The organism is Rhodococcus oxybenzonivorans, from assembly GCF_003130705.1.
In the GTDB taxonomy this organism is placed as follows: Bacteria; Actinomycetota; Actinomycetes; order Mycobacteriales; family Mycobacteriaceae; genus Rhodococcus_F; species Rhodococcus_F oxybenzonivorans.
The window spans coordinates 3720971-3742180 of the sequence record NZ_CP021354.1; the positions used below are offsets into that span (position 1 = coordinate 3720971).

The following is a 21210-nucleotide window of genomic DNA, read 5'->3' on the forward strand; positions in this document are numbered from 1 at the left end:
CAAGCGTCGTCAGCCCAAGACCCGGGCCGCGACGTTCCGCGCCTCCATGGGATCGCTGGTGGCCAGGACCTCCTCGGCGGCGCGACGGCACTGTTCCTGGGACACCGTGCCGATCTTGGCGCCAACGCCGGACACCGCAGCACCTGCGCAGGACAGCGACGTCACCCCGAGCCCCACCAGCACGCATGCGAGAAGAGGATCGGCTGCTGCCTCGCCGCAGACTCCCACGGGCTTCCCGGCCGCGAGTCCCGCCGCAGCGGTGCGCGCGACGAGGTCGAGGACCGCAGGCTGCCACGGATCGGTGAGCGCCGCGAGTTCGGAGGACATGCGGTCGGCAGCCATCGTGTACTGCGCAAGGTCATTCGTACCGATGGACAGGAAGTCGACGTGCCGGAGCAGGCGGTCCGCGAGCAGCGCAGCGGCTGGTACCTCGATCATCACGCCGGGGGTCAGACCCCGCGCCCGGACCTCGGCAGCGAAGTTCTCGGCCTCCGCGGTGGTGGCGATCATCGGCGCCATCACCCACGGCTGTGACTGAGTCTGTTTCGCCGCAGCCGCGATGGCGTCGAGTTGCCTACCGAGAATGCCCGGGTTCTGAACTGCGATGCGGATTCCCCGGACGCCGAGCGCCGGGTTGGCCTCGTCTGCCGTAGTGGCGAAGCGCAGCGGCTTGTCCGAACCGGCATCCAAGGTGCGGATCACTACCTTCCGACCGGAAAACGCCTCGAGCACCTCCGCGTAGATGTCCGCCTGCTCGTCGACACCGGGTTCTGAATCACGGTCGAGGAAGCACAGTTCGGTGCGGAAGAGGCCGACGCCTTCGGCGGCGGTCTCCCGTGCGGATCTGGCGCCCGCGCCATCCTGCACGTTGGCGAGGATCGATACGGGTCGGCCGTCGCTGGTCTGCCCCGGACCCGACCACGTCGAAATCCTCGCCCGCTCCGCTCGGCCGTGCTCGACCGCGGCCCGCGCTTCGGCCGGATCCGGCTCCACCACCACTTCGCCTACCGCACCGTCGAGCAGCACGGGAGTGCCGGCCGGAACCGACTCGAGATCGTGTACTGCCACCACGCACGGAATGCCGAGCTGCCGCGCGATGATCGCGGTGTGGCTGGTCGGCCCCCCGAGCAGGGTGACGAGTCCGACGATCGACGCGGGGTCGAGACCTGCGGTGTCCGCTGGAGCCAGATCCCGGGCGCACAGGATCGACGGCGCGTCGGGAACGGGAATGCCGGGTTCTGGTAGACCCCGGAGTTCCGACACGACCCGATCGCGGATGTCGCGCAGATCGGTCACGCGTTCGGCCATCAGCCCACCCATCTTGGTGAACAGCGCCGCAAACTGCTCGGTTGCTTCGGAGGCTGCTTCTTCGGCGGGCGCCCCGCCGGCGATCAGCTTCTGAGCTGCGCCCAGCCACCCCCTGTCTGCCGCCATGGCCGCGTTGGCCTGAAGGACTTCCGCAGCGGCTCCCGACACGGTGGCTGCCCGATCGCGCAGGCGCTGCGCGACCACCGCTGCAGCTTCCTCGAAGCGAATCTTCTCCTCGTCGCGCCCGGATTCGTCGACCCTCGGCAGTCCGCTGGTGACCTCCGGTCGAGCGGCGGGCCAGATGACCGGCGCATAGGCGATGCCCGGCACCACCGGGGTACCTCGCACGATTTCACGGTTCTCGGTCATCGGGTCCTCCTGGCCGGTCGGTTCAGTCATCGCGTGGTTCGCACACGCATCAACTCTGTGACGGAGATTACTCTCAACTCTTGACATGTCAACACAGTCGGGCGTAAAACAACATGACACAACATTTCGTGTGATGCGGACCATATCGGACTTTGTCCCGATCGGACTTCCTCACCGAACTTCTTCGAGACAAAGAACGGGGAGACGGTGTACCCGGAAGAACGTCAGCAGGCAGTCACCACACTGATCTCGCAACGCGGCCGCATGTCGGTCGCGGATCTCTCCGACACCTTCGGCGTCACCACCGAGACGGTCCGGCGGGATCTCGCCCTGCTCGAGCGGCTGGGACACGTCCGACGCGTGCATGGTGGCGCGGTGCCCGCAGGATCTCTCACGGTCACCGAACCCGGCATGACGGAGCGGGATCACACCCGCGCCGAGCAGAAGGACCGGATCGCCAAGCGCGCGGCCTCGTTCCTGCCTCCCCCCGGGGGAAGTGTGCTGTTCGATGCGGGAACGACCACCGGCCGGATCATCCCGGAACTGCCGTCCGACGCCGACCTCACAGTGATCACGAACTCCGTGCCCATTGCCGCCCGGCTTGCCGGACTGAACTCGGTCACCCTTCATCTGCTCGGCGGCCGGGTGCGGGGTATCACCCAGGCTGCAGTCGGCGAAGAGGCATTACGCATTCTCGACGTTCTTCGGGTGGACGTCGCATTCATCGGCACCAACGCCCTGAGCGTCGGCCACGGTCTATCCACACCGGACACCGACGAGGCGGCGGTGAAGCGGGCCATGGTCCGATGCGCCAACCACGTCGTGGTGGTGGCCGACTCGTCCAAGGTGGGGCGCGAGCACCTGGTGAGTTTCGCACCCATCCACAGCGTCGACATTCTCGTCACCGATGCCGACATCAGCCCCGCAGACCGAGCCCATTTCCACGACCAGGGAATCGAGGTGGTGATCGCATGATCGTCACGCTGACCGCAAATCCGAGTATCGACCGCACCGTGACCCTCGGGGGACGGCTCGAACGCGGCTCCGTCCTTCGCGCTGTCGCCACCCATAACGATCCGGGTGGCAAGGGTGTCAACGTGGCGCGCGCCCTGACCTCCGCCGGCGTCGCCACTGTGGCGATCCTCCCCGCCAACGCCGGCGATCCGTTGCCGTCCACCCTCAGGGACAACAAAATCGAGCACGTCACCGTGGCCATGTCCGGCTCGGCCCGCACCAACATCACGATCACCGAACCCGACGGCACGACGACGAAGATCAACGAACCCGGTGTCCCGATGACGGCTCAGTCCCTCGCCGATCTGCACACCGCGCTTTCCGAGTTCGGTGCGCGTGCCGACTGGGTCGTGCTGGCTGGTTCCCTGCCGCCCGGTGTTCCGACCGACTGGTACGGCACGCTTGTCGAGTCGCTGCGCTCGGCGTCCTGCAAAGTGGCGGTCGACACCTCCGACGCGCCCTTACTGGCCTTGGCGGAACGCTTTCCCTCCGCCGCACCGGACCTCGTCAAACCGAACAGCGAGGAACTCGCCCAGCTCACCGGCTACGACGGTCGTCTACTCGAAGAGGCCGCGCTGCAGGGCGATCCGACTGCGGCCGCCCACGCAGGAAGGCTGCTCCTCGATCGTGGCGTCGAGACGGTACTCGTCACCCTGGGAGCGGCCGGTGCCGTTCTCGTGACGAACGACGGATCCTGGTGGGCGACGCCGCCACCCATCGTCGCGCGAAGCACCGTCGGGGCCGGCGATTCCTCGCTGGCCGGCTACCTGGCGGCGCACGTCGCCGGTGCAGCCCCTCCGGAGTGCCTACGATCCGCCGTCGCCTACGGCAGCGCGGCGGCGGCCCTCCCCGGTACCACCCTGCCGAGTCCCGAACACGTGCACAGGGACGCCGTCACTGTGACCGCCCTCACCTCCCCCCCCCGATCCGGCCTGACCCGAAGGACACCCCATGTCTCACTCCACCCCCGACCGCGATTCGGGGCCGCAGATCATCAGCGAAGATCTGATCTCCCTGGATTCCGACCTCGGAGCATCCAAGGAGGACGTGATATCCGCGCTCTCCACCCGGTTGGCCGACGCCGGCCGAGCCACCGATGCGGACGCTCTTCGCGACGCCGCGCTGGCGCGCGAATCGCAATCAGCGACAGGCCTTCCCGGTGGAATCGCCATTCCCCACTGCCGCGCGGAGGCCGTGTCGGCTGCCTCCCTCGGCTTCGCCCGGCTCGCACCCAAGGTCGATTTCGGCGCCCCCGACGGCCCCGCCGACCTGGTGTTCCTCATCGCCGCCCCGGAGGGCGCCGGCGCCGAGCACATGAAGTTGCTGTCCTCACTCGCCCGGGCGCTGGTGCGTCCCGACTTCGTCGGTGCACTGCGGGCGGCGTCCACCCCGGCCGACGTGGTCACCCTCGTCCAGGACGTGCTGTCTCCGGCACCGGCCACTGCCGCGGCCTCGACACCCGCGCCGACACCGACCGCGGCGTCGACTCCAGCTGCCGCCACACCCGAACGGGCCGCCGCCGCACCCGAACCGGCCGCCGAGGAGGCGTCCCGCCACATCGTCGCGGTCACGGCGTGCCCCACCGGAATCGCGCATACCTACATGGCCGCCGACTCCCTCGTCGCCGCCGGTGAGCGTGCGGGGGTGAAGGTGCACGTGGAAACCCAGGGTTCGAGTGGCAGCACTCCACTGGCCCCCGGACTGATCGCCGGCGCCTCCGCTGTCATTTTCGCCACGGATGTCGGCGTGAAAGGCAAGGAGCGGTTCGCGGGCAAGCCCGTGGTCGCCTCCGGCGTCAAGCGCGCAATCAACGAGCCCGATGTCATGATCACCGAGGCTCTGCGCGCAGGAATGAACCCGTCGGCCGCGACGGTGGGGGGCAGCGCATCCGCCGAGCCCGCGGAACCCGCCGGCTCGATCGGCTGGGGCACCCATCTACGTCAGGTCCTGCTGACCGGTGTCAGCTACATGATCCCCTTCGTCGCCGCGGGCGGCCTGCTGATCGCCCTCGGTTTCCTGCTCGGCGGGTACGAAATCTCCGGACCCGCCGAGGACATCGTCCTGAACAACTCCCTCGGCAGCCTGCCCGAGGGCGGTCTCACCACCTATCTGGGTGCAGTGCTCTTCCAGCTCGGTTCGCTGGCATTCAGCTTCCTCGTTCCGGCCTTGGCCGGTTACATCGCCTTCGCGATAGCCGACCGACCCGGCATCGCTCCCGGTTTCACCGCCGGCGCGGTAGCGGTATTCGTCGGAGCCGGCTTCATCGGCGGCCTGGTCGGTGGGCTCATCGCGGGTGTCGTCGCCCTGTGGATCAGCCGGATCGCCGTTCCTCAGTGGTTGCGCGGCCTCATGCCGGTGGTCATCATTCCGCTCTTCGCGACCCTCATCGTGGGTGCGCTGATGTTCCTGGTGCTCGGCCGTCCCCTCGCCGCCATCACGTCCGGCCTGACCAATTGGCTCAACGGGCTGTCCGGTAGTTCGGTCATCTTCCTCGGCATCATCCTCGGGCTGATGATGTGCTTCGACCTCGGTGGTCCGGTGAACAAGGCCGCCTATGCCTTCGCGGTGGCAGGACTCAACGTCAACGATCCCGCCTCGCTCCGCATCATGGCGGCCGTCATGGCGGCCGGAATGGTTCCGCCGCTGGCCATGGCCCTCGCCTCCACCGTTCTGCGACCGAGCTTGTTCAGTGAGGCGGAACGGGAGAACGGTAAGGCCGCCTGGCTCCTGGGTTCGGCGTTCATCTCCGAGGGCGCTATCCCGTTCGCCGCCGCCGATCCCCTGCGCGTGATCCCGTCGATGATGGCCGGGGGCGCTGTCACGGGTGGCCTGATCATGGCGTTCGATGTGAGCCTGAGCGCACCCCACGGTGGCATCTTCGTGTTCTTCGCCATCGGCAACCTGCTGTGGTTCCTGGTCTCCCTGGCCGCCGGCGTGGTCGTCGCCGCTCTCTGTGTCGTCGGAGCCAAAGAATTCATCAAACCCGGCGCGTCCGACGCCGAACTCGACCCCGACGTTGCAACAGTCGCAGCATAGGAAACACCACCGCGAGACAACCCCAACAGACCAAGGAGAGATCCATGCCCAGCACCACAGTCGCCGTCGGTTCGTCCATCGGACTGCACGCCCGCCCCGCCGCCGTCATCGCCGAAGCGGTGGCCGCTGCCGGAGTCCCCGTAACCCTCTCGGTCGCCGACGGCGAACCGGTCGATGCGGGCTCCGCACTCCTCATCATGACGCTCGGCGCCACCAAGGGCACCGATGTGACGGTGACCAGCGACGACGCGGATGCCGTCGAGAAAGTGGCTCAGCTGGTGGCGGCAGACCTCGACGCATAGGACACGCGAAGCCGCCTCGTTCCGCCTCCGGAGCCCTGCGCGCGCCGCCACACCCGGCCGGGCAGGGCACCGTTCGCGTCGCTACCCCGCGCCGCCGGCTTCGACAGCGGTCAATCTCCGCTGCAGATGCAGGCGTTCGGGTTCGGTACCGACGAGGACGAGCGCCTCCCGGTACGCCGCCGCGGCCTCGGAAAACTTGCCGAGGCGGCGCAGCAGCTCACCCCGGGTGGCCGGGTAGGGGTAGTAGCCGCGCAGCCGAGGCTCGTCGTCCAGCTCCTCCACCAACGCCAATCCTGCTTCGGCTCCGTCGCGCATCGCCACCGCGGCCGCCCGGTTGAGGGCCACCACCGGCGACGGTGTGATCGCGAACAGGACGTCGTACAGGGCCACTACCTGCGGCCAATCGGTGGTCGCCACATCCGCCGCCTCGTCGTGGAGTGCAGCGATCGCCGCCTGCACTCCGTAAGGCCCGGGCGGGCCACCGGTCAGCGCGGTCAGCACCAGCGCGCTGCCCTCCTCGATCGACGCGCGATCCCAGCATCCGCGGTCCTGGTCCTCGAGCAGCACGATTTCTCCATCCGAGCCGGTTCGGGCCGCGCGCCGAGCATGAATCAACAGCATCAGTCCGAGGAGCCCGGCGACCTCTCGTTCGGCGGGCAATAGCCTACGAAGGATCCGCCCCAGCCGGATCGCTTCCTCGGCAAGATCGAGCCGTTGCAGGTCGGGGCCCGAACTCGCAGCGTAACCCTCGGTGAAGATGGAATAGATGACCTGAAGCACTCCCGGTAGGCGTTCCGGGAGCTCGTCGGCGCCGGGAACACGGAACGGAATCCGAGCGACACGAATCTTCTTCTTCGCCCGCACGATCCGCTGGGCCATCGTCGCGGTCGGAATGAGATATGCCCGCGCGACCTCCGGCGTCGTCAGGCCGGCGAGGCAACGCAGCGTCAGGGCACCCCGATCCTCCGCCGGAAGAGCCGGATGAGCGCAGGTGAAAAAGAGCTGCAGCCGCTCGTCCGGCAGGTCGCCTCCGACATCCGCGGGTGCGACGGGATCGGCCCGATCCGCCTCGACCTGGAGGACGGCGAGTCGGGCGGCATAGGACTTGTCCCGCCGCAACCGGTCGACCGCCCGTCGCCGCGCCGTGGTCAGAAGCCACGCCCCCGGCTTGGCAGGCACACCCTGCACCGGCCAATGAACGAGCGCGGCCTCGATCGCTTCGGAAGAGACCTCTTCGGCCAGGTCGAGATCGCCGAAGCGACGGACGAGGGACGCCAGCAACCGACCGCGTTCCTCGCGGAACACAGACTCGACTGTCCGTTCGATCCCAGGCGTCCCCTCGTCCCCCACGGTCAGACCCCGAAGTCCGCGATCGGCCGCACCACAACGGAACCGCCCCCGCGTGCGCCGGGACAGCGGGCCGCCCAATCGAGCGCGACGTCGAGGTCCGGCACGTCGATGACATAGAAGCCGCCCAGAACCTCGCGGGTCTCGGCGAAGGGTCCGTCCGTGGTGATCGACCGGTCGCCGGCGGGCCCGACGCGCACCGTCGTAGCGGTGGTCAGATCGGCCAGCGACTCGCTCGCGACCACGATGCCTGCCTCGGTGATCTGCTTGTCGTAGACCATCCAGTCCTCGACGGTGCACTGGGAGGCCGCATCCGCCGAAGCGGCGTTGATCAGCATCATGTACTTCATGTTCGACTCCTCTTGTCGTTCCGGCACGGTTGCCGTACACCATGACGACGAACGGGACGCAGCAGAATCGACACGCCCTTCAGAACATTGTTGCGATCGAGGCTATTTCTGGGCGACCGGCCCTCACGCCGCACCTATTCAGCGGGTGCGACGAAGACACGCGTAGGCCGCGACCGCGATGAGCCCGCACAACGCGACTGCCCCCACTCCGATCGACAGCCCGGCGGAGGAACTCTTCTCCTCATCGGACACCGCTTCGGAAGAGGCGTGATCCTGCGCCATCGCCACCGCCCCGCGGAGTACCTGAACCGGGGGTATGGGACCGTCCCGCGCCTCGGAGGCAACGAGAAGATCCCCGTCCTCGGTGAACGCCACCGCTTCACCTTGCGGCTGCGCAGGCAGGTGTACCCGGACGGTGGGACCCGCGGCCAAAGCCGCCGCGACATCACCATCCGGGGCGGCGAACAGGAACACGTCGGAGTAACTGCGCACCGCCGCAACGGTTCCGTCCGCGGATACCGCACCTCCGGTGAACATGGTGGAATACACCGCCGGGGCCGTGGTGCCTGCGCCCGTGGTCGCATTGCCGGCGCCGTTCGGTTCCGCGACGTCGAGTGACCCCACCCTCTCGAGCGGGGTCGGCCCGGGACTGGCCAAGGCGTCGACAGAGAGTCCTCCCGCAGGCCGGTACACGATGCCGGGCCCGAAGACCTCCTTAGTCACGATCAGCGGTGTGCCGTCACGCTGGACCAGCACCGTCTCGGCGTCGTGGGCGCCATCCGGATACGTGAGCCGGTGCAATTGCCCCGCCCCGGTCGCGCGGTCCATTCCGATCAGCGCGACCGTCTCCCGCTTGCGACCGTTGTCGCCGATGTCGGCCAGCCACAGACGCCCGTCCGGGCCGGTTGCCAGATCCTCGACGTCGTAGGGATCGACGGGCACCGACAGCCAGCCGGTGACGCCGCAGGAGTCGTCCAGGTCCGCGACAGCATGATCGGAGCCGCTGTCACCGACCGCGTAGGACCGGCCCCCCACCGACACCAGTCCGGACAACTCGTCGAGCGACGCTTCGTCGGGGATCGACCCCGGATCGACTGTGTGCGGGGTGCAGAACGGTTCGAAGTCGGACGCTTCCACGGTGATCTGATCACCCAGGATCGGCTGCGCGGAACCCGACCCGGTAGCCACCAGGGGTGCACAGACGGCCACGACTGCGACCGCTCCCGCAGTGAACCACCGGGAGCGTTCAGGCACTGCCGGCGTACTGGAGCAGCGCCGACGCCAAGGCCTGCGGCACACGCGCGTGGATCAACGTGCCGTCCTCCTCGTGCGAGGATTCGAGGATCTGTCCGTCGGAGTGGATCCGGGCCATGAGATCGCCCCGCGAATACGGGAGACGCACATTGACCTCGATCTCGGGTCTGAGCAGCACCTCGTCGAGCTGTGTCCGCAGTTCGGCGATTCCCTCACCCGTGCGGGCGGAGACGAACGCCGAACCGGGTAACAGTCCGCGCAGCTGGGTCAACGTGACCGGATCGGCTGCGTCGATCTTGTTCACCACGATGAGTTCGGGCGGCGCCGGCGCGTCGTTCTCCCGGATCACCTCGGTGATCACGGCATGGACTGCGCGGATCTGATCGAGCGGCAACGGGTCGGACCCGTCCACCACGTGCAGCAGAAGATCCGCATCCGTCACCTCCTCGAGTGTGGACCGGAAGGCCTCGATCAACTGTGTGGGCAGGTGCCGCACGAAACCGACGGTGTCGGTGAGGATGTACTCGCGGCCGTCGTCGAGCGCAGCCCGACGGGTGGTCGGGTCGAGGGTGGCGAACAGGGCGTTCTGCACGAGCACCCCGGAGCCGGTGAGCGCGTTGAGCAAACTCGACTTTCCGGCGTTGGTGTAACCGACGATGGCGATCGACGGCACCTCACTGCGCAGGCGCCGGGTGCGCTTGGTGTCGCGGGCGGCCTTCATACCCTTGATCTCGCGCCGCAGCTTCGCCATCCGCTCACGGATGCGACGCCGGTCGGTCTCGATCTTGGTCTCACCCGGTCCGCGCAGACCCACACCACCGTTGCTGCCGGCGCGACCACCGGCCTGCCGGGACATGGACTCACCCCAGCCGCGCAGTCGCGGCAACATGTATTCCATCTGGGCCAGCGCCACCTGGGCCTTGCCCTCTCGGGACGTGGCGTGCTGGGCGAAGATGTCGAGGATCAGGGCCGTCCTGTCGATGACCTTGACCTTGACGACCTTCTCCAGTGCGGTGAGCTGCGCAGGAGTGAGCTCACCGTCGCAGATGACGGTGTCCGCCCCGGTGGACAAGACGACCTCGCGCAGCTCCTGCGCTTTACCCGAGCCGATGTAGGTGGCGGCATCAGGCTTGTCCCGCCGCTGCACGAGGCCTTCGAGGACCTCGGATCCCGCGGTCTCCGCGAGAGCGGCCAGTTCGGCCATGCTCGACTCGGCCTGCGCTGCGGTGCCCTGAGTCCAGACACCGACCAGGACCACGCGTTCGAGTCGGAGTTGTCGGTACTCGACCTCGGTGACGTCGGTGAGTTCGGTGGACAGGCCGGCAACTCGGCGCAGCGCGCTGCGATCCTCGAGTTGCATCTCGCCGACCGAGGGCCGCCCATCGTCGTGGGCGAACTCACCGGAGTCCGAGATCGGCGATTCTTCTGTGCGATGTGATTTCGTCATACACCCTCATGATCCCACGGAATGTCGAGGGTGCGCACGTCCATTTCGCGCAGGGCGATCAGGTGAGCGCGTTCCACCACGAATCGTCGACAGTGCCCGACGCCACCAGGACGGACGGCCCGCGCAGGGTCGCCCGGCCGTCGGACAGCGAAACAATGACCTGACCACCGGGAATGCGGACGATGACCTCCCCCGAGTCGGCGCCCTCGTGACGCAGAGCAGCTGTTGCCGCTGCGACCGTTCCGGTCCCGCAAGAGCGTGTTTCCCCGACCCCGCGCTCGTGGACCCGCATGTCGACTGCACCGGAATCGATGCGGGTGAGGATCTCGACGTTGACGCCGTGCGGGAAGAAGCCGGGGTCGAAGCCGGGCGCGGCGGTCAGGTCGAGCGCGGAGAGTGATGCGGCGGTGAGGTGGGGGTCGACGCACGCCAGATGCGGATTTCCGACGTCGATGCCGATTCCGTTGAACACTTTGCCGTCGAGGGTGGCAGCGCTCGATCCGAGGTCGCGAACCTTTCCCATGTCGACGGTCACCTCACCGAGCGGACCCGCGGCCGAGTGGACGACAACAGGCTTACCCCCGGCACGACTCCCGACCACGAACTCGTCGCGTGTCTCGAGTCCGGTGGACAGAAGGTAGTGGGCGAAAACCCGGACGCCGTTGCCACACATCTCGGCGAGAGAACCGTCCGCGTTGCGGTAGTCCATGAACCAGTCGTCGGCGGACGTTCCGTCGGGCAGGTCGGCGAGGACACCGGCCTCGGCGAGCGCGCCCGCCTTGGCGACCCGCAGGACGCCGTCGGCGCCGAGTCCGCGCCGGCGATCGCACAGTGCCTTCACCCGCGGCACCGTCAGGTCGAGGCGCACGTCGAGATCGGGAAGGACGACGAAGTCGTTCTCGGTTCCGTGCCCCTTGCTGAAGTCCATGGGTCCCACCTTATCCAACCGAGGTGCGCGCCCACCCGGACCGCGCTTGTCCGCGGCCGCTCATCGTCGCTGCCGGGCGATCTCATAGAGGGCAACGGCACCGGCCGAAGGTGCACCGAGCGAACTGGCGGCGCCGCCGATGGGAATGTTGACCACGGTGTCGCAGGCCGCTCGCCACGCGGCGCTCATGCCACGAGTCTCGTTGCCGATCACCAGAACCGTGCCTCCGGTGAAGTCGTGGGCGTCGATCGTGACGGAACCTGTCTCGTCCGTTCCCACGATGTGCAGATCGGTGCCGGCCGCTCGACGTGTGTCCCGGAAGGCGAGGACGTCGTCGACGGAGGACACGGTGACGACCGGCATCGCGAAGAGCGAACCGGTGGAGGCGCGCACGCTCTGCGGGTCGAACGGGTCGGCGCCGTGGCCCACCACGATTACCGCGTCGGCACCGAATGCGTTGGCGGACCGGACAAGGGTGCCGAGGTTGCCCGGCGAGCTCGGCCGGTCGAAGACCACGATCAGCGGACTCGCCTGCAGCTCCAGATCTTTCAGTCGCGGTGCGCGGATCTTCGCCACGGCGATCAGTTCCGGGGCGGTGTCGGCCTTCTCGCCCAACTCCCCCATCAGTTCGGCACTGACACCGATCTGTTCGATCGACCGGGCGCCGCGTACGTCGCGGGCCCACTCCGACAGGGGTGGGCCGTCGATGCGGTACAGCAGCGATTCGATCGGCCACTCGTAGTCGAGCGCCAGCGTGAGGGGGCGCACACCCTGAATCAGGAAGCGGCCCGCTTTCGAGCGTTTGCTGCGGTTGGTGAGGTAGGACTGCCACTGCTGGAAGCGGGCATTGCGGGCGGTGACCAGGAGATTCGAGGGCGGGCGGTTCCGTCCGGACGGCGTGCGGCTCATCGTTCTCCCGGTGTCGGCGGTTGTTGCAGCATTCGGACGGTCGTGTCGGCGAGGTGTGGATCGCTGCCGTCGACCCAGCGGATACGCGTGTCCCGGCGGAACCACGACCGCTGACGGCGCACATAGCGACGAGTCCCGATGAACGTGCGCTCCCGGGCCTCGTCCAAGTCGTACTTCCCGTCGATCCACGCGAGTACCTGTGCGTAGCCGATGGCGCGCGGCGCGGTCACCCCTTCCCGCAGGCCCACGTCGATCAGACCGCGCACCTCCTCCACGAGACCGCGATCGAACATCAGCTCGGTCCGGAGTCCGATGCGTTGATCGAGTTCCGCGGTGTCCCGGTCGACACCGACAATTCTTGTGCCCCAGCGTGGTTCACCGATGCGGGGCGCAGACGCCGCGAACGGCCGACCGGTAATTTCGACGACCTCGAGGGCCCGCACCAGACGTCTGCCGTCGGTCGGAAGGATGGATGCGGCGGCATCAGGATCCACCCTGCTCAGCTCCGCATGTACTGCGGCGACACCGTGCTCGGCGAGGACGGCTTCCCACCGGGCGCGCACCGAAGGGTCGGTGGCCGGGAAGCTCCACTCGTCGAGCAGGGACTGCACATACATCATCGATCCGCCGACGATGATGGGGACGGCGCCGCGCGCCGCGATCGCCTCCACGTCACGGACCGCAGCCCGTTGGTAGTTCGCCACCGTGGCGGTCTCGGTCACGTCGAGCACGTCGAGTTGGTGGTGCACGATGCCGCGTCGCTCGTGGGGTGCCAGTTTCGCGGTCCCGATGTCCATGCCGCGATAGAGCTGCATCGCGTCGATGTTGACGATCTCCCCGCCCCACCGTTCGGCAAGGTCGAGGGCAAGCTCCGATTTCCCGGTGGCCGTGGGCCCGACGACCGCTACTGGAACCGGCGACGTCATGGACGCCACTCCCCCACGTGATACGCCACTCCATACGGCGCCGCGCTGTAGAGCGTCCGGCACGAGGAAGGGGGCGCGTCGAACACGCCGGCGAGCACCTGCCACGGAACCCGTCCACCGAGCCCCAGTTGGTTGCACAGCCCCGGTTCGAGGGCGAGAAGAGCGTCGCGGTCGCCCGACTCGAGCGCCGCATCGACTCGGGCCTGTACTCCCTCCGCTCGCGGGTCGAACGCACCGGGCGCCTTCGCGGTCAGGGTGTTGGCCCCGTCCGCGACAATCATGAGGCCGCGGGGCTCGTCGTCTCGGTCGAGGAACTCCCGCAGTGCCGCGCCGTACTCGGCGCACCGCTCGACCGGCAGGTCGGCGGCCAATATGCGGGCGTCGACCACCGCGTCCGGCGCCCAGGTTCCGCGTATCCATCCGGCTGTCAGTGCCGCAAGAGGTAGCTCCGGGTCCGGATTCTCGGCGTGTCCGGGCCGCAGCGTGACCCGGACGTCGACCCCGTAGCCCAGGTACGTGCCCTGCGCCTCGGAAGGTACATCGACGGTGGTGGCGCCCGCACCTACCGCAACCCACTCGGAGGAGAGCGCCGACAACGCCTTGGCGGCCACCGCCACCGCGTCCCTCAACGATGCCGTCTCTGCTGCCGCCGCGCCCGCCAGTTCAGGGACCAGAAGCGGTGGTGAGGGCACGAGAATTGCGGCGGTGAACACACGCGTCACGCTAGTCGACCGCCCGAACGGACCCGACATCCGATTCGGCGCCTGCACTCGTTCGGTACCAACGGTGCCCGTCTGACCTGATTCAATAGTCCCCAGACCCCGTACCGGGTTCAATGGAACCAGCCCTGCCGGGTCGGTATGGAGCCGGTAATGCGTTCAGGCAGCCGTGACGCGCGGCAGAGATGAGGAAGCGATGACCGACAGTAGCGACGCACAGCCCGCCGTGGAGCCTGCCGCCGAGCAGCACGACACGCCGAAGCCGAGTGTCCCTAAACCGGGCGGCGCCGCGAAACCGGGTGCACCCAAACCGGGCCCCACGCCGAAGCATGCACTCTCCGCCCCCGCCGTCGCAGCCCCACCCGGGAGCGACCCCAGCAAGTTCGGCCGGGTGGACGACGACGGCACCGCGTGGGTCAAGACCGCCGACGGTGAACGGCAGATCGGTTCGTGGCAGGCCGGTGACGCTGCCGAGGGGCTGGCCCATTTCGGTCGGCGGTTCGACGACCTCGCCACCGAGGTAGCCCTCCTCGAGGCCCGGCTCAACTCCGGAGCCGGAGACGCGAAGAAGACCAAGGCCGCGGCGATCGCCCTCGCCGAGTCGTTGCCGACCGCAGCGGTGATCGGTGACATCGAATCGCTCGCTGCCCGACTCGATGCCGTCATCGCCGGCTCGGACGAAGCCGCCGCGCACGCGAAGCACGAGAAGGAAAAGTCGCGGCAGGCACATACCGAACGCAAGGAGGAGCTGGCCTCCGAGGCCGAGCGGATCGGCGCGGAATCCACGCAGTGGAAGGCCGCGGGTGATCGCCTCCGCGAAATCCTGGAAGAGTGGAAAACCATTCGCGGAATCGACCGGAAGGTCGACGATGCGCTGTGGAAGCGTTACTCCAAGGCGCGCGAGGCATTCAACCGACGCCGCGGCGCGCACTTCGCCGAACTCGATCGCGAACGTGCGGCGGCGAAGACGAAGAAGGAAGAGCTCGTCGCCCGCGCCGAAGCCCTTGCCGACTCCACCGATTGGGGACCCACCGCCGGGGCGTTCCGTGATCTCCTCGCCGAATGGAAGGCCGCCGGCCGCGCTCCTCGCGAAGCCGATGACGCACTGTGGAAGCGGTTCAAGGGCGCTCAGGACATGTTCTTCGCCGCGCGCAACGCCGCATCCTCCGAACGCGACGCCGAGTTCGAGGAGAATGCGGTCGCGAAGGAGGAGCTGCTGAAGTCCGCCGGACACATCGATCCCACCAAGGACATCGACGCTGCCCGAGCCGCACTACGCGACTTGCAGGAGAAGTGGGATGCCATCGGCAAGGTGCCCCGCGAGCGGATGCACGACCTCGAGGGCAAGTTGCGGGCCATCGAGAAGCGCGTGCGCGACGCCGCCGACGAACAGTGGCGACGCACCGATCCGGAGGCTCTCGCCCGGGCAGCGCAGTTCCGCGAACGCGTCAGCCAGTTCGAGGAACAGGCCGCCAAGGCGACCGCGGCCGGTAAGACCAAGGACGCCGAAAGCGCACTCGCTCAGGCGCAGCAGTGGCGTGAATGGGCCGAGGCCGCGGAGGGCGCCGTCAGCGGACAGTAAGTCCCGAGAACGGCGTCGTCAGACGTTCCAGTCGCCGCGTCGCTCCGCTTCGGCGGCAGCGGCGCGGCGTTCCTCTTCTGCGGCCAGCTGCAACGCCGTCCTGCTCCACACGACTTTCAGCCAGTGGAAGGTCAGTACGATCACGGTCAGCCAGCCGATGATCAGGCCGATACCCGGACCCGCCGCCTCGACACCCGGCGCCGGAGTCTGACGGGTCCAGATGGCGAGCATCCCGAAGACGATCGACACGGCCGTTCCCGCGAGCGCAACCCAGGCCAGTGCCCAACGGCGCGTGATCAGCGCCAGCATCGACGCGACGACGCCGAACACCACTTCGAACCAGACGAACAGTCGCGACGGCAAAGTGATGACTTCTGCGCGGGCATCGTCCCCGTAGACCAACACCTCCCAGCCGTTCGCGACACCGGAATGCGGCAAGGTCAGGGACCCCAGCAGAATCACGACAGCGATCGCGACGACCAGCGCCCGCACTCCCGGGTCGATCTCACCGGCGACCTTCTTCTCGGCCGCGTCGAAATCTTTCAGATAGCTCTCGATCGGATCGCTCCCGCCGCTCGGACCGTTGTCCCCGCTGGTGCGATCGTCGTCGTGCGAGGAGGTCATGCGCTGCATCCCATCTGAGCGGGTAGTGGTGCCGGTGCACCGATCTGCGGGAGTCCGAGCCCGACACCGATAGGCGGAGTCTTGGGCGTGACGCCCTTCTCGAAGGAGTCACCGGCGCGGGTGCGACGGTGGGTGAGGACCGGGGTGTCGGCGACCAGGTGGTGCGGGGCCGCCGCGCTCACCACCAGGGTGACGACATCGCCGGGCCGGATGTTGCCGTCGATGTTGCCCTCGGGACGGAAATGGACGAGCCTGCCGTCGCGGGCGCGTCCGCTCATCCGTAACGTTTCCGCGTTCTTGCGACCCTCACCGGCAGCGACGAGGAGTTCCACCTCGGCACCGACCAGCTTCCGATTCTCCTCGAGCGTGATCTCCTCCTGAAGCGCAATGAGACGCTCGTACCGTTCCTGAACAACAGCTTTGGGGAGCTGACCCTCCATGTCGGCGGCGGGCGTGCCCGGACGCTTGGAGTACTGGAAGGTGAAGGCACTGGTGAACCGGGCCTGCCGGACGACGTCGAGTGTGCCTTGAAAGTCTTCCTCGGTCTCACCGGGGAAACCGACGATGATGTCGGTGGTGATCGCCGCGTGCGGCATCGCAGTGCGGACCTTCTCGATGATGCCCAGAAACCGCGTCGTCCGGTACGAACGCCGCATCGCCTTCAGCACGCGGTCGGAGCCGGACTGCAGCGGCATGTGCAGTTGCGGGCAGACCGCCGGAGTTTCCGCCATGGCCTCGATGACGTCGTCGGTGAATTCGGCCGGGTGCGGCGACGTGAACCGGATTCGCTCGAGTCCGTCGATCTCGCCACATGCGCGCAGCAGTGAGGCGAACGCCCCCCGATCGCGCGGCTGCTCCGGGTCGGCGAAGGACACGCCATAGGCGTTGACGTTCTGGCCGAGGAGGGTCACTTCGAGGACGCCCTCGTTCACGAGAGCCTGAACCTCGGCGAGAATGTCGCCGAGCCTGCGGTCGACTTCCTTGCCACGAAGGGCGGGCACGATGCAGAACGTGCAGGTGTTGTTGCAGCCCACCGAGATGGACACCCACCCGGCATACGCCGACTCTCGCTTCGCGGGCAGCGTGGACGGGAACGCCTCGAGGGCGTCGAGGATCTCGACCTCGGCTCGCTGGTTGTGACGCGCCCGGTCCAGCAGCGCAGGCAGCGACCCGATGTTGTGGGTTCCGAACACGACGTCCACCCACGGCGCCTTCTTCACGACGACATCGCGGTCCTTCTGGGCCAGGCAACCACCGACCGCGATCTGCATGTCGGGGTTCTTCTCCTTCGCAGGCGCGAGATGACTCAGATTGCCGTACAGCTTGTTGTCGGCGTTCTCGCGCACCGCGCACGTGTTGAACACCACGAGGTCGGGCGTCTGCCCGGTGGCCGCCTTGGTGTACCCGGCGTCCTCGAGCAGACCCGACAGGCGCTCGGAGTCGTGCACGTTCATCTGGCAGCCGTAGGTGCGCACCTCGTAGCTGCGCTGAGAGTTCTGGTCGATCGTGTCCACGTTCCCAGGGTACGGGCCTCGACAAATCGCCTCGTCGGGGCCGCTGTGCACCACGACACCCCGTCGGCACCCGGCAGTAAAGTTTCCGTGACATCCCGAGGATTCTCGGAGTAAATGTCGAGACTGCCGCTTCCACCACATAGGGTCTTCGACTATGACGCAAGCCGACGACGCGACGCCGACACCCCCGACGGGTGCGGCCACGTCCATGATCTCGATGCAATCGGTGAACAAGCACTTCGGCGCCCTCCATGTTCTTCAGGACATCGACCTCGAAGTTCCGCGCGGGCAGGTCGTGATCGTCCTCGGACCCTCAGGTTCCGGGAAGTCGACGCTCTGCCGCACCATCAACCGCCTGGAGCCGATCGACTCCGGGGTCATCGCAGTGGACGGCAAGGTCCTGCCCGCCGAGGGCAAGGCTCTGGCAGCGCTCCGCGCCGACGTGGGCATGGTGTTCCAATCCTTCAACCTGTTCGCCCACAAGACAATTCTCGAGAACGTGATGCTCGCTCCGATGAAGGTCCGGAAGAAGAGCACCGCGGATGCGAAGGCCACCGCTCGCCAACTGCTCGAACGGGTCGGTATTGCGAATCAGGCGGACAAGTACCCCGCTCAGCTGTCGGGTGGACAGCAGCAGCGCGTAGCGATAGCGCGTGCCCTCGCCATGAATCCGAAGGTGATGCTGTTCGACGAGCCCACCTCCGCACTCGACCCCGAAATGGTCAACGAGGTCCTCGACGTCATGACCTCGCTCGCAAAGGAAGGCATGACGATGCTCGTGGTCACCCACGAGATGGGGTTCGCCCGCAAGGCCGGTGATCGCGTCCTGTTCATGGCCGACGGCCAGATCGTCGAAGACTCCGATCCCAGCACCTTCTTCACCGCTCCCGAATCGGAGCGCGCGAAGGACTTTCTCGGCAAGATTCTCAGCCACTGATCCAGTCGAGGGCCGCGGGCGGTCATCCGCTCGCGGGCTTCGGTGGACTGCCCTGTCTCAACCCGTTATTTCTATGGAGAGGAACTCGATGAGGATCAATCGCGCGATTCGTTGGGGAATCGGCGTCATGGCGGTCGCCGTCGTCGCGTCCGGCTGCGGCGGAGGTGAGGAGAAGAGCGCTTCCCAGAGTGCATCCGAGGGCAAGTTGACCGTGGGCATCAAGTTCGACCAGCCCGGTCTCGGACAGCGTAACCCCGACGGAAGCTTCAGCGGCTTCGACGTCGAGGTGGCCGAATACGTGGCCGGCAAGCTGGGCGTCGCACCCGAGAACATCGAGTTCAAGGAGTCGCCGTCCGCACAGCGCGAGACCCTTATCCAGAACGGTGAGGTCGACTACATCGTCGCCACCTACTCGATCACGGACGCCCGCAAGGAAAAGGTCGACTTTGCGGGACCATACTTCATTGCCGGACAGTCACTTCTGGTGAAGTCGGAGAACACCGACATCACGGGCCCCGATTCGCTGCGTGGTGGAAAGAAGCTGTGCTCGGTCACCGGTTCCACTCCCGCGCAGAAGGTCAAGGACCAGTACGCCCAGGATGTGCAGCTGCAGGAGTTCGACACCTACTCCGCCTGTGTCGAGGCCCTGCGTAACGGCGCGGTCGACGCCGTGACCACCGACGACATCATCCTGGCCGGTTACGCCGCCCAGTACCCGGGTGAGCTGAAGGTGGTCGGTGAACCCTTCACCGAGGAGCGGTACGGGATCGGCCTCGCCAAGGGCGACGACGAAACCCGCGGCAAGATCAACGACGCCATCGACGCGATGATCGCGGACGGTTCGTGGCAGACCGCATTCAACGACACCGTCGGAGCTTCCGGCTACCCGCTGCCTGCACCGCCGACCGTCGATCGTTACTGAGTATTTTCTCTCCGTGTCGGACGGCCTCGCTTCGGCGGGCCGTCCGACACGGTTCGACTCCAACCACCGGGATCTCGGGAGACGGTAAGTGGACCTACTGAGCAAGTACAGCGATCAGCTGATCGACGCCTTCTGGACGACGGTGCAACTCACCGCCTTCTCGGCCATCGGCGCGCTGATACTCGGCACCATCCTCGCCGCGATGCGGGTGTCGCCGATTCCCGTCGCACGCGGCGTCGGCGCCGCGTACGTGACAATCTTCCGGAACACTCCCCTGACGCTCATCATCATCTTCTGTTCGTTCGGGCTCTTTCAGACGATGGGCGTCACTCTCGCCCCCGAACAGTCACCGACTTTCTTCACCGAGAACAACTTTCGTCTCGCCGTTCTGGGTTTGAGCATCTACACCGCAGCCTTCGTCTGTGAGTCACTCCGGTCCGGTATCAACACCGTGCACGTCGGGCAGGCCGAGGCCGGACGATCACTCGGCCTCACGTTCTCCCAGAATCTGCGCCTGATCGTGCTGCCCCAGGCTTTCCGCGCCGTGACCGCGCCCCTGGGTAGCGTCCTCATCGCCTTGACCAAGAACACCACGATCGCCTCGGTGATCGGCGTCGCCGAGGCGTCACTTCTCATGAAGGAGATGATCGAGAACGAGGCCGCAATCTTCGTCGTCGGTGGCATCTTCGCCCTCGGATTCGTGGTTCTCACACTGCCAATGGGCCTTTTGTTCGGCTACCTGAGCAAGCGATTCGAGGTTGCACGATGAGCAATTCCGCCACTGTCCTCTACGACGCCCCCGGACCCCGCGCGCGGAACACCTACCGCTTGATCTCCGTGGCGGTGGCCGTCGTCCTCCTCGGCATCGGTTACCTCGTCTTCGCAGCGCTCGACGACAAGGGACAGCTGACGTCCGCGAAGTGGAATCCCTTCGTCGAGTCGACGTCGTGGACCACGTATCTGATTCCCGGCATCCGCGGAACGCTCGTGGCTGCAGCCGTGTCGATCGTGTTCGCGTTGATTCTCGGCGCGATTCTCGGTATCGGCCGACTGTCGGATCATCGGCCGATTCGGTGGATTGCCGGCGGGATCGTGGAACTTTTCCGTTCCATCCCGGTGCTGATTCTGATGATCTTCTCGTACCAGCTCTTCGCCGAATACGAGGTCTTCAAGTCGAAGTATCTGGCCCTCGCCGCCGTCATCGTGGGTCTCACTCTCTACAACGGTTCGGTGATCGCCGAAATCGTGCGCGCAGGGATCAAATCACTCCCCAAGGGGCAAAGTGAGGCGGCGATGGCCCTGGGTATGCGCAAAGGCCAAATCATGCGGACGATCCTTCTTCCGCAGGCCGTCACCGCGATGCTGCCGGCCATCATCTCGCAGATGGTGGTGGCTTTGAAGGACTCCGCCCTCGGTTACCTCATCGGGTACGTGGAGGTGGTGCGCTCGGGGCAGCAACTCGGCGCCTTCTACGGCAACTACCTGCCCGCGTTGATCGTCGTGGCCATCATCATGATTGCGCTCAACTCGACACTGACCGTGGTGGCGACCCGAGTGGAGAAGCGACTGCGTTCCGGCCGCAAGGGTGGAGCGATCCCCCCTGCGGACATCGGGGTCGTCCCTGCGGTCTCGGTTCCGGGACTGGACATTACCGACAAGAGACTGTGATGTGGAGCGGCAGGGCGGAACGCCGTCCCACCCTGCCGCTACTCCCGGAATGCT

The 21210-nt window shown here is 67.0% G+C and carries 19 protein-coding genes and 1 pseudogene; 9 read left to right on the plus strand and 11 right to left on the minus strand.

Features of this window, described 5'->3' with window-relative positions; all coding sequences use genetic code 11:
• Positions 1–9: 9 nt before the first annotated feature.
• Positions 10–1677 (minus strand): phosphoenolpyruvate--protein phosphotransferase, encoded by a 1668-nt coding sequence (ptsP, locus tag CBI38_RS17475; protein WP_109335163.1) that lies wholly within the window; start codon positions 1675–1677, stop codon positions 10–12.
• A 207-nt stretch (positions 1678–1884) separates the two neighbouring features.
• Between ptsP and CBI38_RS17480 the strand changes: the two genes are divergently transcribed.
• From CBI38_RS17480 to CBI38_RS17495, 4 genes and pseudogenes are all read left to right on the plus strand, one after another.
• Positions 1885–2652 carry a DeoR/GlpR family DNA-binding transcription regulator gene (locus CBI38_RS17480; RefSeq protein ID WP_109330727.1) on the plus strand — a complete coding sequence of 256 codons (768 nt, stop codon included), beginning with the start codon at positions 1885–1887 and terminating at the stop codon, positions 2650–2652.
• Positions 2649–3627, plus strand: a pseudogene (pfkB, locus tag CBI38_RS17485) (1-phosphofructokinase). The gene CBI38_RS17480 and the pseudogene pfkB overlap by 4 nt, the downstream one beginning before the upstream one ends.
• A 15-nt stretch (positions 3628–3642) precedes the next feature.
• Complete coding sequence (locus CBI38_RS17490; RefSeq protein ID WP_109330729.1) at positions 3643–5727, plus strand: PTS fructose transporter subunit IIABC; 2085 nt, start codon at positions 3643–3645, stop codon at positions 5725–5727.
• Positions 5728–5771: 44 nt separating this feature from the next.
• The gene (locus tag CBI38_RS17495) at positions 5772–6029 is read left to right on the plus strand and encodes an HPr family phosphocarrier protein (protein ID WP_109330731.1); all 258 of its coding nucleotides are present in this window, start codon (positions 5772–5774) and stop codon (positions 6027–6029) included.
• Between the two features lie 81 nt (positions 6030–6110).
• Here CBI38_RS17495 and CBI38_RS17500 read toward each other — a convergent pair whose 3' ends face one another.
• The 8 genes from CBI38_RS17500 to CBI38_RS17535 form a co-directional block, all read right to left on the minus strand.
• Entirely contained in the window at positions 6111–7385 is a 1275-nt protein-coding gene (locus CBI38_RS17500) for an RNA polymerase sigma factor (RefSeq protein ID WP_418328344.1), read from the minus strand.
• Positions 7382–7726: a YciI family protein gene (locus tag CBI38_RS17505; RefSeq protein ID WP_109330735.1), complete on the minus strand. Its 345-nt coding sequence runs from the start codon at positions 7724–7726 to the stop codon at positions 7382–7384. Before CBI38_RS17505 ends, CBI38_RS17500 begins: the two co-directional genes overlap by 4 nt.
• Positions 7727–7864: 138 nt before the next feature.
• Positions 7865–8980 (minus strand): hypothetical protein, encoded by a 1116-nt coding sequence (locus CBI38_RS17510; protein ID WP_109330737.1) that lies wholly within the window; start codon positions 8978–8980, stop codon positions 7865–7867.
• Positions 8973–10427, minus strand: coding sequence for a GTPase HflX (hflX, locus tag CBI38_RS17515; protein WP_109330739.1), 1455 nt, complete (start codon positions 10425–10427; stop codon positions 8973–8975). Before hflX ends, CBI38_RS17510 begins: the two co-directional genes overlap by 8 nt.
• Before the next feature lie 58 nt (positions 10428–10485).
• On the minus strand, positions 10486–11355 hold the full coding sequence (dapF, locus tag CBI38_RS17520; protein WP_109330741.1) for a diaminopimelate epimerase: 870 nt from the start codon (positions 11353–11355) through the stop codon (positions 10486–10488).
• Between the two features lie 60 nt (positions 11356–11415).
• Positions 11416–12264: a TrmH family RNA methyltransferase gene (locus CBI38_RS17525; protein WP_109330743.1), complete on the minus strand. Its 849-nt coding sequence runs from the start codon at positions 12262–12264 to the stop codon at positions 11416–11418.
• Positions 12261–13190, minus strand: a complete 930-nt coding sequence (gene miaA / locus CBI38_RS17530; RefSeq protein WP_109330745.1) for a tRNA (adenosine(37)-N6)-dimethylallyltransferase MiaA — start codon at positions 13188–13190, stop codon at positions 12261–12263. The genes CBI38_RS17525 and miaA overlap by 4 nt, the downstream gene beginning before the upstream one ends.
• Positions 13187–13903: a class III extradiol dioxygenase subunit B-like domain-containing protein gene (locus tag CBI38_RS17535; RefSeq protein ID WP_109335164.1), complete on the minus strand. Its 717-nt coding sequence runs from the start codon at positions 13901–13903 to the stop codon at positions 13187–13189. Before CBI38_RS17535 ends, miaA begins: the two co-directional genes overlap by 4 nt.
• Positions 13904–14105: 202 nt before the next feature.
• On the opposite strand from CBI38_RS17535, the gene CBI38_RS17540 reads away from it, so the two are divergent.
• Entirely contained in the window at positions 14106–15491 is a 1386-nt protein-coding gene (locus CBI38_RS17540) for a DUF349 domain-containing protein (RefSeq protein ID WP_109330747.1), read from the plus strand.
• 18 nt (positions 15492–15509) lie between these two features.
• Here the strand turns inward: CBI38_RS17540 and CBI38_RS17545 are convergent, their stop codons facing one another.
• Both CBI38_RS17545 and miaB read right to left on the minus strand, forming a co-directional pair.
• The gene (locus tag CBI38_RS17545) at positions 15510–16115 is read right to left on the minus strand and encodes an Rv2732c family membrane protein (RefSeq protein WP_109330749.1); all 606 of its coding nucleotides are present in this window, start codon (positions 16113–16115) and stop codon (positions 15510–15512) included.
• Positions 16112–17629: a tRNA (N6-isopentenyl adenosine(37)-C2)-methylthiotransferase MiaB gene (gene miaB / locus CBI38_RS17550; RefSeq protein WP_109330751.1), complete on the minus strand. Its 1518-nt coding sequence runs from the start codon at positions 17627–17629 to the stop codon at positions 16112–16114. Before miaB ends, CBI38_RS17545 begins: the two co-directional genes overlap by 4 nt.
• 208 nt (positions 17630–17837) lie before the next feature.
• On the opposite strand from miaB, the gene CBI38_RS17555 reads away from it, so the two are divergent.
• The 4 genes from CBI38_RS17555 (at position 17838) to CBI38_RS17570 (ending at position 21156) form a co-directional block, all read left to right on the plus strand.
• Positions 17838–18566: an amino acid ABC transporter ATP-binding protein gene (locus tag CBI38_RS17555; protein ID WP_109335165.1), complete on the plus strand. Its 729-nt coding sequence runs from the start codon at positions 17838–17840 to the stop codon at positions 18564–18566.
• Positions 18567–18654: 88 nt separating this feature from the next.
• On the plus strand, positions 18655–19488 hold the full coding sequence (locus tag CBI38_RS17560) for a glutamate ABC transporter substrate-binding protein (RefSeq protein ID WP_109330753.1): 834 nt from the start codon (positions 18655–18657) through the stop codon (positions 19486–19488).
• Positions 19489–19576: 88 nt separating this feature from the next.
• Complete coding sequence (locus tag CBI38_RS17565; RefSeq protein ID WP_109330755.1) at positions 19577–20257, plus strand: amino acid ABC transporter permease; 681 nt, start codon at positions 19577–19579, stop codon at positions 20255–20257.
• Positions 20254–21156: an amino acid ABC transporter permease gene (locus tag CBI38_RS17570; RefSeq protein WP_109330757.1), complete on the plus strand. Its 903-nt coding sequence runs from the start codon at positions 20254–20256 to the stop codon at positions 21154–21156. Before CBI38_RS17565 ends, CBI38_RS17570 begins: the two co-directional genes overlap by 4 nt.
• The last annotated feature ends 54 nt before the right edge of the window (positions 21157–21210 follow it).

Coding starts and splice junctions, on each gene's coding strand:
- ptsP (WP_109335163.1), bottom strand. CDS start 1,677: ATGACCGAGAACCGTGAAATCGTGCGAGGTACCCCGGTGGTGCCGGGC.
- CBI38_RS17490 (WP_109330729.1), top strand. CDS start 3,643: ATGTCTCACTCCACCCCCGACCGCGATTCGGGGCCGCAGATCATCAGC.
- CBI38_RS17495 (WP_109330731.1), top strand. CDS start 5,772: ATGCCCAGCACCACAGTCGCCGTCGGTTCGTCCATCGGACTGCACGCC.
- CBI38_RS17505 (WP_109330735.1), bottom strand. CDS start 7,726: ATGAAGTACATGATGCTGATCAACGCCGCTTCGGCGGATGCGGCCTCC.
- hflX (WP_109330739.1), bottom strand. CDS start 10,427: ATGACGAAATCACATCGCACAGAAGAATCGCCGATCTCGGACTCCGGT.
- dapF (WP_109330741.1), bottom strand. CDS start 11,355: ATGGACTTCAGCAAGGGGCACGGAACCGAGAACGACTTCGTCGTCCTT.
- CBI38_RS17525 (WP_109330743.1), bottom strand. CDS start 12,264: ATGAGCCGCACGCCGTCCGGACGGAACCGCCCGCCCTCGAATCTCCTG.
- miaA (WP_109330745.1), bottom strand. CDS start 13,190: ATGACGTCGCCGGTTCCAGTAGCGGTCGTCGGGCCCACGGCCACCGGG.
- CBI38_RS17540 (WP_109330747.1), top strand. CDS start 14,106: ATGACCGACAGTAGCGACGCACAGCCCGCCGTGGAGCCTGCCGCCGAG.
- CBI38_RS17545 (WP_109330749.1), bottom strand. CDS start 16,115: ATGACCTCCTCGCACGACGACGATCGCACCAGCGGGGACAACGGTCCG.
- CBI38_RS17555 (WP_109335165.1), top strand. CDS start 17,838: ATGATCTCGATGCAATCGGTGAACAAGCACTTCGGCGCCCTCCATGTT.
- CBI38_RS17560 (WP_109330753.1), top strand. CDS start 18,655: ATGAGGATCAATCGCGCGATTCGTTGGGGAATCGGCGTCATGGCGGTC.
- CBI38_RS17570 (WP_109330757.1), top strand. CDS start 20,254: ATGAGCAATTCCGCCACTGTCCTCTACGACGCCCCCGGACCCCGCGCG.